At 48.7% G+C, this 16,875-nt stretch carries 9 protein-coding genes; 6 read left to right on the forward strand and 3 right to left on the reverse strand.

Annotated features, from left to right (window positions below; all coding sequences use genetic code 11):
• Positions 1–210: 210 nt before the first annotated feature.
• Complete coding sequence (gene rapA / locus Q4Q57_RS05750) at positions 211–3,117, reverse strand: RNA polymerase-associated protein RapA (RefSeq protein WP_268649817.1); 2,907 nt, start codon at positions 3,115–3,117, stop codon at positions 211–213.
• A gap of 406 nt (positions 3,118–3,523) precedes the next feature.
• Here rapA and Q4Q57_RS05755 point away from each other — a divergent pair, with 406 nt between their 5' ends.
• From Q4Q57_RS05755 to Q4Q57_RS05765, 3 genes are all read left to right on the forward strand, one after another.
• Positions 3,524–4,918, forward strand: coding sequence for a PhoH family protein (locus Q4Q57_RS05755; protein ID WP_311890119.1), 1,395 nt, complete (start codon positions 3,524–3,526; stop codon positions 4,916–4,918).
• Between the two features lie 215 nt (positions 4,919–5,133).
• Positions 5,134–8,850: a response regulator gene (locus Q4Q57_RS05760; protein WP_311890120.1), complete on the forward strand. Its 3,717-nt coding sequence runs from the start codon at positions 5,134–5,136 to the stop codon at positions 8,848–8,850.
• A gap of 120 nt (positions 8,851–8,970) precedes the next feature.
• Entirely contained in the window at positions 8,971–11,379 is a 2,409-nt protein-coding gene (locus tag Q4Q57_RS05765; protein ID WP_311890121.1) for a zinc-dependent metalloprotease, read from the forward strand.
• A 20-nt stretch (positions 11,380–11,399) separates the two neighbouring features.
• On the opposite strand, the gene Q4Q57_RS05770 is transcribed toward Q4Q57_RS05765, so the two are convergent.
• Positions 11,400–13,208, reverse strand: coding sequence for a protein kinase domain-containing protein (locus Q4Q57_RS05770; RefSeq protein ID WP_311890122.1), 1,809 nt, complete (start codon positions 13,206–13,208; stop codon positions 11,400–11,402).
• Positions 13,209–13,457: 249 nt separating this feature from the next.
• Between Q4Q57_RS05770 and Q4Q57_RS05775 the strand changes: the two genes are divergently transcribed.
• Together Q4Q57_RS05775 and Q4Q57_RS05780 are read left to right on the forward strand one after the other, a co-directional pair.
• Positions 13,458–13,799 (forward strand): hypothetical protein, encoded by a 342-nt coding sequence (locus tag Q4Q57_RS05775; RefSeq protein ID WP_106651699.1) that lies wholly within the window; start codon positions 13,458–13,460, stop codon positions 13,797–13,799.
• Between the two features lie 102 nt (positions 13,800–13,901).
• The gene (locus tag Q4Q57_RS05780) at positions 13,902–14,558 is read left to right on the forward strand and encodes a thiopurine S-methyltransferase (RefSeq protein WP_311890123.1); all 657 of its coding nucleotides are present in this window, start codon (positions 13,902–13,904) and stop codon (positions 14,556–14,558) included.
• A gap of 248 nt (positions 14,559–14,806) precedes the next feature.
• Here Q4Q57_RS05780 and Q4Q57_RS05785 read toward each other — a convergent pair whose 3' ends face one another.
• Positions 14,807–14,998: a bacterioferritin-associated ferredoxin gene (locus Q4Q57_RS05785; RefSeq protein WP_006080031.1), complete on the reverse strand. Its 192-nt coding sequence runs from the start codon at positions 14,996–14,998 to the stop codon at positions 14,807–14,809.
• Between the two features lie 263 nt (positions 14,999–15,261).
• Between Q4Q57_RS05785 and Q4Q57_RS05790 the strand changes: the two genes are divergently transcribed.
• On the forward strand, positions 15,262–16,836 hold the full coding sequence (locus Q4Q57_RS05790; protein ID WP_311890124.1) for a methyl-accepting chemotaxis protein: 1,575 nt from the start codon (positions 15,262–15,264) through the stop codon (positions 16,834–16,836).
• Positions 16,837–16,875 lie beyond the last annotated feature (39 nt).

Here is a 16,875-nt window from a genome sequence, read left to right on the forward strand (position 1 = left end):
AGTATAACCTGAACAATTACCAAAAAGTGAACTTTCCTCGCCAAAGAGTGACGCCTCATCATTTGGGATAATCACGTTAATTGGGAAGACGCTGCTGAACATCAACAGCCGCTTATTATAGAAAACCACTTTGAATCGAAAGCTAAAGGCATAAAAAGGCCCAGCGCTTTGGCTGGGCTCATTGATGGAAACCTGTGCTTCGGCTCGGGCCTATACGTGGCTGACGAGTACCATACGGATCGCATCGAGTTGTAACTGGCTGGCATCCAGATAAGTGTTTAACTCTTGCATCTGATTGCGCAGGTATTCCAATTCTTCCTCACGGATATTGGGGTTTACTGCCTTGAGTGACTCTAAACGACTCAGCTCTGTGCTCAGTTGTTGGGTCATTTTCTCTCTGGCTTGGGCGACCATTTCATCCACAACCACTTGAGCATATTCTTCACCCTTAGCAAATAACGGATGCAGAATTGGCTGAGATGCGGTGACTAACTTGCCGCCAATATGTCGATTCACCGCGCTCAGTTGTTTATCGAAACTGGCGTAATCCACTTTAGCCGACAGGTCGTTACCATTTTTATCCAGCAACACGCGAATGGGTGTAGGCGGTAAATAGCGGTAAAGCTGGCTCGACTTAGGTGCTGAGGCATCGGCCATGTAGATGAGTTCTAAGAATAAGGTACCTGCAGGCAGGGCTTTATTCTTCAGAATTGCGACGCTGGTGGTGCCGGTTTCTGAACCTGTGATCAGATCTAGCCCCGTTTGCACCAGTGGATGCTCTTGGGTGATCAGCGCAATATCATCGCGAGATAACGCTGTGTCACGGTCGAAGGTCACAGTCACGCCATCTTCTGGCAAGCCAGGGTAGGTTGGGAACATCATGTGTTCGCTTGGACGCAGAATGATCGAGTTTTCACCCTTATCTTCTTGATCGACACCGATAATATCCCACAGACGGATCACTGAACCGATCAAATGGGTATCACCATCATTCTGGGCGAGGCGCTGGACGATAGCCATTGCCTTCTCGCCGCCGTGTGAGTTGATTTCCAGCAGCTTGTCGCGGCCTTGCTCCATGGCGTGCTTGAGTTCTTTATAACGGCTCTGGGTGTGATTGAGCAGGTTTGTCAGCTCGTCGCTGTCATCAACCACAAGCACGTTTAACAGATCTTCGGCAAATTCACTGTAAAGCACATGGCCACTCGGACAAGTCAGTTCGAAGGCATTCAGCCCTTGGTGATACCACTGCATCAAACGTTCTTGGGCGGTGTCTTCAAGGTACGGTAAGTGAATTTGGATATCATTTTTCTGGCCGATACGGTCTAAACGACCGATGCGCTGTTCCAATAGATCTGGGTTTAGCGGCAGATCGAACAGGACTAAGTGACTGGCAAACTGGAAGTTACGGCCTTCAGAACCAATTTCAGAACAGATCAACGCCTGTGCGCCGCCTTCCTCTTGAGCAAAGTAAGCGCCAGCTTTATCGCGCTCGATAATCGACATGCCTTCGTGGAATACCGTCGCTTGAATCCCTTCGCGGGTGCGCAGGGCTTCTTCTAAGCTCAGGGCGGTTTCCGCTTGGCTGGCGATGATCAGCACTTTTTTGCTGCGGTGTGATTTTAAGAACTCAATTAACCAATCCACACGGGGATCGAACTTCCACCAACTGGCGCTGTTATCTTCAAATTCTTGATACAGCTTTTCAGGGCTCAGGGCTTGCGCCGCTTTCGCCTCTAATGACTTGTGTCCGCCCATCATGCCGCTGACGCGTGCGGCTGTTTGATATTGATCTGGCATGGCGTGTGGGTAAGCGTTAAAGAAACGCTTTGGGAAGCCTTTTACTGAGGCGCGGCTGTTGCGGTATAAGACGCGGCCAGTACCGTGACGGTCGAGTAATTCTTGCAGTAATTCGCTGCGGGCGGCTTGCTGTACTTCAGCATCAATACCCTCGGCTTGGATTAAACGAATACTTGGGCTGATGTCTTTCTCGCCCAGTAACTCTGTCAAGCTGTTTATAGCGGTATCGGGTAATTTAGCGTTGCCAGCCAGTGCTTCGGCGGCAATAGCGACGTCTTTATAGCTGTCTTCTTCGGCTAGGAAGGCATCGTAATCGTAGAAACGATCCGGATCGAGCAGACGCAAACGGGCGAAGTGACTTTCATGGCCAAGTTGATCCGGCGTTGCGGTTAACAGCAAAACGCCTGGGATCACTTCGCTTAATGCCTCAACCACTTGATAGGCGCGGCTTGGCGCTTCTTCGGTCCATTCTAAGTGGTGCGCTTCGTCAACCACTAACAGATCCCAATCGGCATCTAGGGCTTGATCAAGACGTTTTTTCTTACGCAGTAATTCGAGTGAACAAATCACTAATTGTTCTGTATAGAAAGGATTGTCGTGATCGGCATAGGCTTCTACACAACGATCTTCATCAAATACCGAAAAACGCAGGTTAAAGCGGCGCAGCATTTCCACTAACCACTGATGGCGCAGAGTATCGGGCACGATGATCAGGATGCGTTCGGCGCGGCCAGTAAGCAGTTGTTGGTGAATAATCAGACCCGCTTCAATGGTTTTACCTAAACCCACTTCGTCGGCCAGCAGTACACGCGGTGCATAGCGACGACCGACTTCATGGGCAATCCACATTTGATGCGGAATAAGTCCAACGCGTGGACCTTGCAGGCCAAGCAAATCCGATGAGGCCAATTTGTGGCGCAACATTTGGCACTGATAACGCACACCAAAACGGTCGAGGCGATCGATTTGGCCAGCGAATAAACGGTCTTGGGGTTTATTGAAACGAATATTGTGGTTCAGCAGGGTTTCACGCAGGGTAACTTGCTCGCCTGTCTCACTGTGAATGCCGTGATAGATCACTATCCCGTCTTTCTCGGTCAACTCGCTGACCGCAAGGCTCCAGCCTTCATGGCTTTCAACCGAATCGCCGGGATTGTATATAACGCGTGTCAGAGGGGCTTCTGCTCGGGAGAACATGCGATTCTCACCCGTGGCAGGGAATAAAACAGTGACCATACGGCCTTCTACTTGAACCACAGTTCCTAAACCAAGCTCTGACTCGGTATCACTTATCCAACGTTGACCTAAGGCGAACGGCATCTTAAATTCTCATTTCTAGGCGGACTCTAACAAAGGGCGCGTATGTTATACCAATACTCGTGATATTTAAATCGCCCTCTCACCCGTTAGAGCCTAATTCCCTGAGTGCTAGATTACAAATTGTACAAGCGACAAAATTGTCGAGCCAGTACATGAAACTGTCACGCTAATGTCACATCCGTGGTTATACACTGCCTCGAGTCTGTATGGTAAACAATGGTTGCTGTATTGTTATCTCGTGAGTTTGGTGCCAATATCAACTTAAGGTTTAAGTGCGAGTAAAGTGCTATCAACTTGAACCTTATGATCATTCTTTGCCATATGCTTTGCCAGTAATAGGAGTTGGGTAACTTTTATTGAGACTCAAAAGTTTGTTTAAACTTTAATGAAGCACTCTGGAGGCGCCATGGAACAAGACGACAGAAAGTTGTTTGTACTGGATACCAATGTGTTACTACATGAACCTTTGGCGATCTATTCGTTTAAAGAGCACGATGTGGTCATTCCGATGACAGTGCTAGAAGAGTTGGACCAGATTAAAGATCGAAAGAGTGATGTGAGTCGGGATGCTAGAGTTGCCATCAGGGCATTGGAAGATACCCTAGGCGGTGAAACAACCCCAGAACAGATTATCAATGGTGTCCCTTTGCCCAGCCGAGAGGGTCATGCCGATGCGGTCGGTTCGCTCTCAATCTTCCCCGACCACCTTGTTGATTTTACCTTAGGCGCACTGCCGGGAGATGGAAACGACAATCGCATTATCAACACCGCCCTACATCTGCAAAACCTGCATCATCCCCGTACCGTTGTCTTAGTCACCAAAGATATCAATATGCGTCTCAAGGCCAAAGGCGCAGGCATTCAATTGGTTGAAGATTATCGAACTGACCAGTTGATCGATGACATTCGCTTTCTCAGCAAAGGTTTTTACCAGTTCGAAGGTAATTTTTGGGAGCACTTGAACAAGGTCTCCACCGAGCGCCACGGTAGACACACAGTGCATGAAGTGCCGCTCAAAGATCTTGAAAATGATAAGTTTTACATCAACCAATACCTTATCGACACTGAGTCTGATTTTTGCGGTCGCGTTACCGATCGCACTGACACCCATCTACACATTTTAGATCTTGGCCGTGAGCGGGTGAAAAACCTCGAGGCATGGGGTGTTAAACCTAAAAACGTCTATCAAGGCATGGCGCTGCAAGCATTGCTCGATCCCGATATCGATCTGGTGATCTTAACTGGCCCAGCCGGTTGCGGTAAAACCTTGCTCGCCATGGCGGCGGCGTTGGAACTGGTGGTCGAGCGTAATCGCTACGACAAAGTGATTGTCACCCGTAACACCCCTGAAATCGCCGAATCTATCGGCTTCTTGCCCGGCACGGAAGAGGAGAAGATGATGCCTTGGCTGGCCGCCATTACCGATACGCTCGAAGTACTACATAAGAATGATGTGAATCCCACCGGCAGCATGAACTACATCATGGAGAAGGCTAACATTCAGTTTAAATCGATTAACTTTATGCGCGGGCGTTCGATCCAAAACTCCATAGTGCTACTGGATGAATGCCAAAACCTCACTGCTTCGCAGATCAAAACCATGATCACCCGTATGGGCGAAGGCACAAAACTGATTTGTTGCGGTAACTTAGCGCAAATCGACTCTAACTACTTAACTGCTGTTACCTCAGGTTTAACCTATATTGTCGAACGTTTTAAAGACTTTGAAGGCAGTGCCAACGTGTATCTGAATGGCGTGGTGCGTTCACGCTTAGCGGAATACGCTGAAGAGCATCTGTAAAGCAGGTCGGTTTAATTTAGGGTAATGACTAAGGCCTCTGATATGGAGGCCTTAATTTTATGGAGTAGTAGATTTTTAATCGACTTATCAGTGGTATGAGTAGCCTTTATCCAGCAATTATTTTATGTGATTGGTAGTTTCTTCCTGCTACTATATGAAGCTCATAGCTTTTGCCGCCGTTGGCTGAAATCAAGCGCTGCAATCAAGGGTAGTGGATGAAATCGAGTGAGCCGGATCTGCAACTAAAATCGCCGATCCAGAAGAACTACAACCGTGCCGTTTTTTATACGTACATCGGCGTTATCGTCATGTCTTTGTTGACCGCATGGATGTTTTTCGACCGCCAAAAAGCACAGCAGATGGAGCAGCGTGAAGAGCAGGTTCAGCGCCATGTATTGCAAATCGATCTGCTACTTGAGTCGAGCATTAGAGCGGTAAAAAGCTTACGTGACGTTGCCGTGGATCATTTGCGCTTAGGCGAACTCGTGCGTAAAGAACGCTTACCCCAATACGGTAAATTCAACGAAAGCGGCCAGTATTTTACCTTAGAACCTAGCTACGCCCAGAGCGGTGAGCCTTTTACCAACATGGGTAGGATTACTGGTGCGGGTTCCCTCGATGGCCGCAGCGACAAGTTCTATCAAGAGCTTGAGATGTTGTTTGAGCTGTCACTGTCATTCCCCGTCGCCAAAGAAGCCGCCCCGAAAGCCTCGGCGATTTATTACCTGTCGAAACGTAGGATTATGTCCTACTTCCCTTGGTCGAATGACGATCAACGTTTTAGGGACGAATTACTCAACAAGAAACAGTTTCAATACGCCACCCCGGCAATGAACCCGCAGCGCAGTGTGTTTTGGAGCGAAGCCTATGTCGACTCCACGGGCAAAGGCTTATTGACCACTTTAGGTGTGCCCGTTTATTTGGACGATGAGTTCATTGGCTCAATTAACTTAGACATGACGCTTGCCTCGTTAGCACGGCAAATTCGGGTCTACTTTAAGATGCCGGGCACAGTGATTTTGCTCGACCAACAGAACAATATTTTATCCCACAGCGATTTTGATAGCTCAGACATCAATCGGGTCTATCACATCAGCCAACGTATTCCCTCTGAGCTGCATTCTTTGCCTGAGTCGGAATTGTTCGATGCCCACGACGGCATCATACGCAACGGCTATTACATTCACTCGGTTGCTCTGCATAACGCACCTTGGCGTTTACTGTATTTGCAGGATGAGGACGACCTATTCCAAGACTCGTGGGAAAAACTGCAGCTGACCTTTATTTTAGTGGTTATCGCCCTGTCTGTGTTGGTGACCATAGTGCATTGGCAGACGCGTCGATCTTTTGTGAGCCCTGCCTCGCGACTACTGTCGCATCTTGAGGGTTGCTCGCAAGAACCGCGTAAGCCACCGGAGAAAATCACCCGCGGCTGGGAACCTTGGTTCTTGCTGGTGAGTCGGATTTTTGAGGAAAACAAACAATATACCCACCATTTAGCGGAGCAGAATAAGCGGCTCGATAAGCTAGTTGCGCGGCGTACTGAACGCTTAAAAGACACCACAGAGCGGCGTGAACGCGAATATGCGCTGCTACGATCCCTGCTTGATTCGATCCCCGAAGCCATTGTCTTTAAAGATAAAGAAGGCAACTATTTAGGTTGTAACAAAGCGGCTGAACGCATGCTGGGTTACACCGAGAGCGAGATGATAGGTTTATCATCTGAGGATCTGACCTCGCCAGAAATGGGCATTCGTATCCGCGCCGAAGACGAACAAGTCCTAAAAGATCGCACGCCGCTGCGCTACCAAGAAAAGGTCGAGCTTGCGGGTAAACCTGTGTTGCTCGATACCCTTAAACTGCCTTTCTATAATCGCCGCGGCGAATTGCAGGGTCTGATTGCCGTGTGGCGTGATGTGACACGGGAATACGAGTCTGCTGAACAATTGCGCCTGTCCGAAGAGCGTTATCACTTAGCCATGGATGCGGTGGAGGATGGCCTGTGGGACTGGTATTTAGACTCTGAACAGATCATTTGTAACCCTGCCTATTATTCTATGTTGGGTTATAAAACCAATGAGTTCCCAGCTCTTGTGTCGACGATTGATGAATTATCCCATCCCGACGATCGTATCCGCGTCGAGGAATACCGAGCTCAGTATCTCGCGGACCCTGTCGGCGCTTACGAAATTGAATTCCGTATGTTAGGTAAAAATGGCGGCTATCACTGGGTGTTATCCCGTGGCCGTGTGGTGGAGTTCACCGCCGAAGGCCAGCCTAAGCGTATGCTCGGTACCCATAAGGATATTACCCGCCATAAGAGTAACGAAGTGGCGCTTTTGGAAGCCAAGCAAGACGCCGAATTAGCTAACCTCTACAAGAGTGAATTCTTGGCCAACATGAGCCATGAGATCCGCACGCCGATGAACGCCATTATCGGTATGTTGCAGTTGGCGCAGCGCACCTCGTTAACGGCGCAGCAGAAAGATTACCTCGAAAAAGCCGGTTTCTCGGCGCAATCGCTGCTGAGGATCATCAACGATATTCTCGACTTCTCTAAAATTGAGGCGGGTAAGTTAGAGCTTGAGCGGGTGCCATTCCCGCTGGATAAAGTGCTCGATCATGCCCTCGATCTCAATGCGCTCAAAGCACAGGAGCAGGGCGTTGAGTTACTCTTGTATGCCCCAGTGACGGCGGGACTCATTCTTAAAGGCGATCCGCTGCGTTTAGGTCAAGTATTGATTAACCTGCTGTCGAATGCGGTGAAATTTACCCAATCTGGCGAGATTGAGCTGGGCTGTGAAGATGTCGGTGAGCGCGATCATCGGATTACCTTGAAGTTTTGGGTGCGGGATACCGGTATTGGGATCAGCAAAGATCAGCAAGAAAAACTGTTCGATGCCTTCGCCCAAGCCGACGGTTCGACCACCCGTAAATACGGTGGCACAGGTTTAGGTTTATCGATCAGTAAGCATCTGGTGTCTATGATGGGCGGTAAGATGCAAGTGCAGAGTGAGCTTGGGGTCGGCAGTACCTTTAGCTTTACTATCAGCTTTGAGATTGCCGAAGCCGCTAAGATTGAGCCTTTCGTCGTGCCGGAAAAGCTCAATAGTCTACGTACCTTAGTCGTTGACGATAACCCAACGGCACTGCAAATTTACTCGACCTTGATGCGAGATTTCCACTTCGAAGTTGATACCGCCGCCAGTGGCGCCGAAGCGCTTTATAAACTGTCGCGGGCGCCAATCGATCTGTTATTGCTCGACTGGATGATGCCAGAAATGGACGGCAGCGATGTGGTCAGCGCCATAGACACTATGGTTGCCGAGGGCCGCTTAGCGAAACGGCCTGTGATTATCATGATGACGGCCTATGCGGCAGAGCCCTTGCAGCATGAAGTCGATAGTGCCAATGTGTTTGCCGTACTGCAAAAACCGTTCAAGGCATCGAGCCTGTTCGATGAGATTATTGCCGCCTTTGCCGATGAGCCGAGATTGAATGTGGTTCAGCCTATGGTTGAAGTCCAAGTTGAGGACGGAGAACACACAGGTTTAGTGCTGCTGGTGGAAGATAATTTTATCAACCAGCAAGTGGCCACTGAACTCCTTAAAAGTGCAGGCTATGAAGTGGTGCTGGCCGACAATGGTCAAGTAGCGCTGGATACCATAGACTCGCGGCCGTTTGATGCCGTGTTGATGGATATTCAAATGCCAGTGATGGACGGGTTAACCGCTGCAAAGGCACTGCGTGAGCGTTTTAATGCCGATGAACTGCCTATTATTGCCATGACAGCCCATGCCATGTCGGGCGACAGGGAAAAAAGTTTAGCGGCGGGGATGAATGCCCACATCACTAAACCTATAGTGCTCAACGAATTATTTGAAACATTAAATCACTGGATCAAACATAAGAACCAGCATCTGAATCGTTAATTTATTTGCTCGGGGCCAGTGATGGCCTCGCGTTATTTACTTTTAAGCAATCGCTTGAGATCAAGAGTCATCGATAACTTATTAAGGTAAATAACGCAGCCAGCCGTATCAGGAGGAAAGATGAAACCCCAAAGTTTAGCCTTAGCCTTATCCATAGCGCTGTTAGGATTTCCCACAGTTACCGTCGCAGCAGCCGCGCCTAGTGCCAAGATTATTAAGCAAAGCCAAGAGGCGAAAGGGTTTCTTAATCTCTATTACGAGGAATCTCAGGGAGAGTTGTACCTTGAGGTCAATCGCTTAAATCAGCCTTTTCTCTTGGTCACTAGTTTGCCGCAGGGTGTAGGTTCGAACGACATTGGTCTCGATCGTGGCCAACTGGGTCAGACCCGCATGGTGCAGTTTGAGCGCCAAGGTCCCTATGTTTTACTCAAGCAACTCAATACCCAATATCGTGCGAATACCACTGACGCCGCTGAGCAAAGAGCGGTTGCAGAAGCCTTTGCCGATTCAGTACTATGGCAAGGCAAAGTGATTGAGGGCAAGCCAGATCTGGTGGCAGTCAACGATCTGGTCCTCAATGATTTACACGGTGTGGCTTCCGTTTTGCAACAGACTGAACAAGGCAATTATCGGCTAGATCTGAGCCGTTCTGTCATCTTACCCAAAGGGATTAAATCCTTTGAGAAAAACGCCGATGTCGATGTGCAACTCACTTTTAAAGGCGATGTTGCTGGCGCGCAGGTCGCGCAGGTAACCCCCGATGGCACCTTAATGTCGGTGCGGATGCGTTATTCCTTTGTTGAGCTGCCCGATACCGATTATCAGCCGCGGGCTTATCATCCGATGAGCGGTTATTTGTCAGATGAGTATCAAGACTATGCGACGCCCTTTGACCAACCGTTAGCTCAGCGTTTTATCCTGCGCCACCGTTTACAGAAAGTTCATCCTGGCCCAGCGCCAAGCGAAGTCGTTAAACCTATTACTTATTATCTTGATCCCGGTGTGCCAGAGCCGATACGTTCGGCGTTGCTCGATGGCGCGCGCTGGTGGGAGACGGCTTTTACTCGCGCCGGATTTATCAACGGCTTTAAAGTTGAGTTATTGCCGGTAGATGCCGATCCGCAGGATATTCGCTACAACATGATCCAATGGGTGCACAGGGCGACGCGGGGTTGGTCCTATGGCGCCGCACTGACCGATCCACGCACAGGTGAAATCATTAAGGGTCAAGTCACGCTCGGCAGCTTGCGTGTGCGGCAGGATTACTTGATTGCCAAAGCCTTAACCGCAGGCTGGCAGGATAGAGTGGCGGCCGAGAAAGCGGCGACAGCCTTGTCGCTGGCGCGTATTCGCCAACTGGCCGCCCATGAAGTTGGCCATACCTTAGGGCTTGATCATAACTTTGCCGCTTCGACCAATCAGGATGCCTCTGTGATGGATTATCCCCATCCGAAAATCCTGCTAAAGGGCAATGATATTGATATTTCAGCACCTTACACTACAGGTGTTGGCCCTTGGGATGATTTTGCTATCGCCTATGGTTATAGCGATCAAGGTGATGCCCGTACCCAACAAGCACTGCAAGTCGACTTACTGGCCGATGTCGCCAAACGTGGCTTACGTTATATCGGTGAGGCCGATTCTCGGCAAAAGGATGCGAGTCAGGCCTATGCCAGTTTGTGGGATAGTGGTGACGATCCGATCGACCAGTTGGGTAAGCTCGACAAAATTCGCACTAGGGCGATTGCGGGATTCTCCAGTGCAGCCTTGTTACCCAATGAGCCACTGGGCGAGCTAGCCGATGCCTTTGCGCCAATTTATTTGCTGACGCGTTATCAAATCGATGCGGTTGCTAAGTTTATTGGCGGCACTGACTATAACTATCAATCCATAGGTGAAGGCAGCCGCTGGAGCTATATTGCGCCGCAATTGCAGTTAACGGGTTTAGACGCACTGCTTAAAACTTTAGATGCGGCGAGTTTAACTGTGCCGCAATCCTTGCTCGACAGTTTAGTGCCAAAGGCGGGGAATTATCATTCCACGCGGGAATCCTTCGACTCAGGTTTAGGCGCAATTAACGATCCTCTCGGCATGGCTGAAGTATTTAGCCGTCATACCGTGAGCTTGCTATTGATGCCTAAACGTTTGAACCGTGTCAGCAAAGCATCCATGGCCGATAGCGAGCAGTTATCGGTGACGACATTACTGGATAAGTTATTCGCGGCGACCTTGTATCAAGAGGACAAGCTTGGGCTGGTCGAAGGCGTGTGGATGCGAGTGAACGCTGTGGTGATTGATGAAGTGCTGGCAACGCTGCACAATCCTCAAACCTCACCAGAGGTGAGGGCTGCGATCAACGATCGCGCTCAGTTTGTGATTAAGCAATTGAAAGCGAAGTCGAATCGAGCGAATGCAAGTCTTGCGGCCCATTATACTTGGTTGCAACAGGGTCTGGCTGCGGGCTTAACCGATGCTAAGGTTAAGCTGATCCCTAAGCCGTTAAGCTTACCGCCGGGATCACCGATTTAATCTGATGAATATAGGCGCCATTAGGCGCCTATTTCTTTTGGATTTTTCGGATAAAAGTGATCGGCTTTACGCTCTAGATGGGTAAAGCGGCGAGTGTTTTTGTAGGGCAGTTTCATAAAGCCCGACACGCCGTGGCCTTGGATTTTGCCGACATGATGCAAGATGCGATCGAGACTGGCGCGAAATGCCGCCTGCTTACGGGGGTTGAGCAGCTTCAAGTAACTGTGGATCTTTAGGTGATTCGGCAGCGCCTCAAAAATGATGCAGCCTGTGTGGTGAATTTGGTTGATGCGGGCTAATTCTTCCATGATCTCCACGGGCAATTCGAGGTTTTCGTCGGGATCTTTACCGTCTTCAAAGTAAGAGTGTAATCGCGACTTATCTTCTAAGGTGGGCACATCACCAACTTCAAAGGGCAATTGCAGATCGGCGCTGGCGACAAACGGCTCGCTGATATCTGTGCGCTCGATATGCAGTGTGTCTTTGGCGTTAAAGAAACAGGCCTTAAATACTCCAATACGTTTAATTCCCCGCGCCAGATCCACCATATTGTTGACCGCAATAATTAAGGCACTTTTTTGTTTTGCATCGTAAATCGCAAGATTGGAGTCGATAAACACGCCGGTTTCTTGCCAGTGGATCGCGAGACCACCCACGATCGGATATTGCGCTAATCGACCCACGGCGGCGATAAAACCTTTTTCGGTGTCACCCATGCCCGCGAGGAAGTTGCGGTAATATTTTTCGAGCTGAATATCATCCATCTTAGCGATAGGATCTTGGGCGTTATGTTCCTTCAAAAAGGACTTACGCGAACTGTAGCTGACGGTTTCAACATCTTTATCGCGGGATTGCACCCACACAGGAATTTCACCCTGTAACTCAGCCTTGGGCAGTTCAGGTAAATGCAGTCTGTGGCTGTGGCGCATACTTTTTAAAAAGTAATCACCGGCAATATTGCGCTGTTTAGGATCTGTGCTGAGCATGCCCTCTAAGGTGCGGGCTAATTCCATTGGTAAGCCAATGCTGGTGGGCGAGATAACTTGTGCACCGAAGCGGCTTGCTTGCCCTGAGGCGAGGGCATACAGAGTCGCGGCAACGCCTTGCTCATCGAAGCGCGGGCTGGAGAGTGCCCCATTGAGTTGCTCTTCGCCGATAAAGTACACATCGCCCATGCGGGCGTTGGTATGTTGTTGATCGCTCGACATTAACGCCATCACATTGTCTTCGACCGGCTTGTTATATTCATCCCGCTGGGCAAATACCGCCGATCCCCAATCGATCAACGATAAGTGTTGCTGCTCAATGTCGTAAACCAGATTAGAAGGTTTGATATCGCCGTGCACTAAGGGCTTGCCCGTGCGCAGGTAATACAAGATATCGGCGAGTTGGCGGGCGATGCTCATGACCATAGCTGTGGGCAGGGCGCCCATGCGGCGGCAAAGTTGGTCGAGATCTTCGCCTTTTGCCCGCTCCATCACGAGTATGCCTTGCTTGCCGACTCGCTCAAATTTGATCGCGCCCGGCACATTGGGATGCTTGAGTAAGGACAGCATAAAGGCTTCTTCTTCGAGCCTATCTTGAATATGTTGCGGCAGATTAATCCGCGAGAACTTAAACACATGGGCATCGCCCGCTTGATTGATACCCGCAAACACGAAACCGTAGGCGCCTTTGCCGACCAATTCAATACCGGTATAACCTAACTTGCTCAGCTGCTGTTTACAAAGGCGTATCCACGCCTTGTGTTTACGGGCATCATTGGCTTTGAGCAAGTAAATGGATTGCTCTTCAGAAATATAAAAATGCTGCAGCTGAGGTGTTTGCAAATTGTGCTCCTTGTTTTGTTCATTTAACCAGTAAGCGGGGGCGATAATCAAATGGCGGCTGGCTTTATTTTAGGATCTTGAGCGGCATGGGCTTTCAGCGTCAGGCGCGGCTTACCTAACCGATCATTTCGTCACTGACTTTGACTTATATCAAGTTAAATCCTCGCGACTATAGGTAATCTTTGGGACATGAGATGGGATCAGTTTTTGTTAATTAACCTACAGATAAAGTACAGCTAAGGAGGGCGTATGCCCACCCAATATAAAGCCTTGTTGATCGAGTTATTGGAATATCCACGCAAGCGTATTTTACAGTCAATGGAAGTGACCCATTGCCCGCATGCGGTATTTTTTAATGATAGCGACGAGCAATGTTTAACGTGTCATCAGGGCATGGAATGTATCTGGATGAACCAGAATGACGAGCTGGTGGCCGTGAACGAAAAATCGATTGCCGAGTTAAAACAGCAGTTGTTGATCGCCGTGGACTTTATCGACTCATCGTTAAGCCCGCACCATTTATCACGCCGTCAATGTCAGTGTGATAACTGTGTTTGGCTGCGTAAAGTGCAAGCCACGTTAGATCAGTAAGTGAGTCTTTACATTACTGAACTTGTCGAATGGCAGGCTGCTTTGCATCTGCTTTAAAATGTCATTAGAGTAAGGACAACTTTAGCGAATAGAGATAAACCCATGGAACCCGGTTTTTGGCATGAAAAGTGGCACCAGCAGCAAATAGGTTTTCATCAGCAAGACATCAATCCTTTCCTCGTTAAGTATTGGCAGAAGCTTGGATTACCCGCAGATACACAGGTTTTTGTGCCCTTATGCGGCAAGTCGCTAGACATGTGTTTCTTGGCCGAACAAGGGCATCAGGTCATAGGTTGTGAGTTGAATGAATTGGCGGTGCAGCAATTTTTCAGCGATAACCAACTCGAGATGACGCAAACGACCGTGGGTGAACATCAGCATTATCACACTGAGCAGATCGGTTTGTATCAAGGTGATATTTTCACTTTACCTAAGGCTATCACTCAAGAAGTGACAGCATTTTATGATCGCGCCGCGTTGATCGCATGGCCAGAGAGCATGCGTGCCCAATATGCCAAGCAGTTAGCGAGCTTATTACCTAGTGGCTGTGTCGGTTTATTAGTGACCTTAGATTATCCGCAAGAAGCGTTAATTGGCCCACCTTTCGCCGTATCCCCAACCTGGGTTGAACAGCATCTGAGTGATGACTTTGACATTGAAGTCTTAGCCTCCCAAGATGTGTTGGCCGACAATCCCCGCTTTATTAAAAAAGCCGTGCCTTGGCTTAATGAAGCCGCCTATTTGTTGAAACGTAAGTAGGATTGACTCGAAAGTGGATCTGTAACCCCATTGAATGCTCAGTAGTATTAGAGTTCAGTGGGGACTTGTCATTAAAACATCATATCTAAATTCTAAACTGGCAAGATTATTTAAGACGAAGTGACGAATAGAAAGCTTTGTTGTCGCGGGACTTTTTTGGATTGAGTTTGCTTGAGTCAGCGTGGTTTTAGCTTGTCGGAAGTGTGTTCGTTAGCGAGTTCCCTTTACCACCCTATTCGCGATTCAATTTACGCGACTTCGTAATAATTAGGCTCACGCTCTAATTGATTCTGGATGATCTGTACCGCCATTCTTGCACACTTGCCACATTGATCGGCAACACCTAAGCGCTTTTTCACGTCAGCAAGCGAGCTATCGCCCTGGCTTACGGCATTTTTAATTTGCGTATCGGTGATCGCATGGCAAAGACAAACGTACATATATTAGTCTCCAAAGGAATTGCGCCAATTCTAAATGAAAACGCTTATCAAATGCAATCATGATTTTTGAGTGATTTTCATACATTAACGTTTTTGTTACATGGCGCACGTTTTTATCGTCTATGCTAGATGTGTTTTAGCATTAAATTGCTTGGCAATTTTAGAAGTAAGTTCAGGAATACAGAGTCAGGGTGATGATGCCTCACGGATGGATAGCTCAGGGATGAATAATCAAAGAACTAATCAAAGATCCATAAGGTTTCATGAGAACAAATCTACCAGTTACACAGCGAGAATATGATTATCCAGCGGATTGGATTTTATTGTCGACCACGGACACTCAAAGTCATATCACCTACGCCAACCCATCCTTTTGTACCGTTGCCGGTTATGAACTCGATGCTATGTTGGGTAAGCCCCATAACATGGTGCGTCATCCTGATATGCCTCCGCAAGCGTTTGAGGATCTGTGGCGCTGCATCAAAAAAGGCGAGCCTTGGAAAGGAATAGTGAAAAATCGCTGCGCCAATGGCGATCACTATTGGGTTGATGCCTATGTCTCACCCATTTCAGTTAATGGCAAAGTCGTCGAGTTTCAATCTGTACGCACTAAACCCACCCGCGAGCAGGTTAAGCGTGCAGAAACGGCTTATGCAGAATTGAACAAAAATGGCAGCGTCAGCGCGTTAAAACGTACAGTGAGCATGCCCACCAAATTGCTGTTATTAGCATTACTTGCCATGCTGCCGATGCTTTACCTTGCTTTGCAAATTGGCTTAATGGGCTTTATAGCTCTAGCGATTAGCATTCTGGTATTGCTGGTGGGCGGTAATCTGGTGCTGAGTCGTTATTATGCTATCGTGGCTAAGGCAAAGCATATCTACGATAACCCTTTGATGGCACATATTTACAGTGGAAACTCTGATGATCTTGGCGCGATTGATTTAGCGCTGCAAATGCAAAATTCAGAGCTTAAGTCGATTCTGGGGCGTGCATCGGATTCCTGTAATAACGTGTCAGAACAGGCCAAAATTTCTGCCGCCAAGGGCAAACAAATCCAGAGTACCAGTCAGGCTCAACTGTCTGAAATAGAACAAGTCGCTACGGCGATGCAGGAAATGACCGCCACATTAGGCGATATGTCCTCCAATTGTGCTGATGCAGCCAGTGCCTCGCAAATGGCATCCGCTGAAACCATCAATGGCGATAAAACGGTGTCGAGCACCATTAGCTCGATTCAAGCTATGGCGGAGCAGCTGCAACAAACATCAAAGGTGATTACTGAGTTAGAAGCCCACAGTAAAGATATTGGCACAGTACTCGATGTGATTCAGAGTATTGCGGGTCAGACGAATCTACTGGCATTAAATGCCGCGATTGAAGCGGCTCGCGCGGGTGAGCAAGGGCGTGGCTTTGCCGTTGTTGCTGACGAGGTTAGGGCCTTGGCGCAACGTACCCACGATGCTACTAAGGAAATCCAAAGCATGATTAACCTGTTGCAGCAGGAGACCAACAAAGCTGTGGTCAGCATGCAGCAAGGAGTGGTTGCCGCTGCCGACTGTATTTCAACAGCGGATCTTGCGGGCGCAGCCTTACGCACAATCCGTGAGGCCATTTCGACCATTACCGATATGACGCACCATATTGCCAGCGCGGTTGAAGAGCAATCGAGTGTGGCAAATGAGATGAATCGCAGCGTGGTGAATGTGTCGCAATTTACCCATTCTAGCCATCAACTCGGCAGTGAAATGGTCGGCTTGAACGATGAAGTGACTCGCGAGATGGATTCTCACTCGGTATTGGTCGATCAATTCTTAAAGCGCAGCTTTAGGGTGTAATCACCTAAAACTTAAGATAAAAAGGCAATAGTCTGACTA

The sequence above is a fragment of the Shewanella sp. SP2S2-6 genome (assembly GCF_031931965.1).
Taxonomy (GTDB): domain Bacteria; phylum Pseudomonadota; class Gammaproteobacteria; order Enterobacterales; family Shewanellaceae; genus Shewanella; species Shewanella baltica.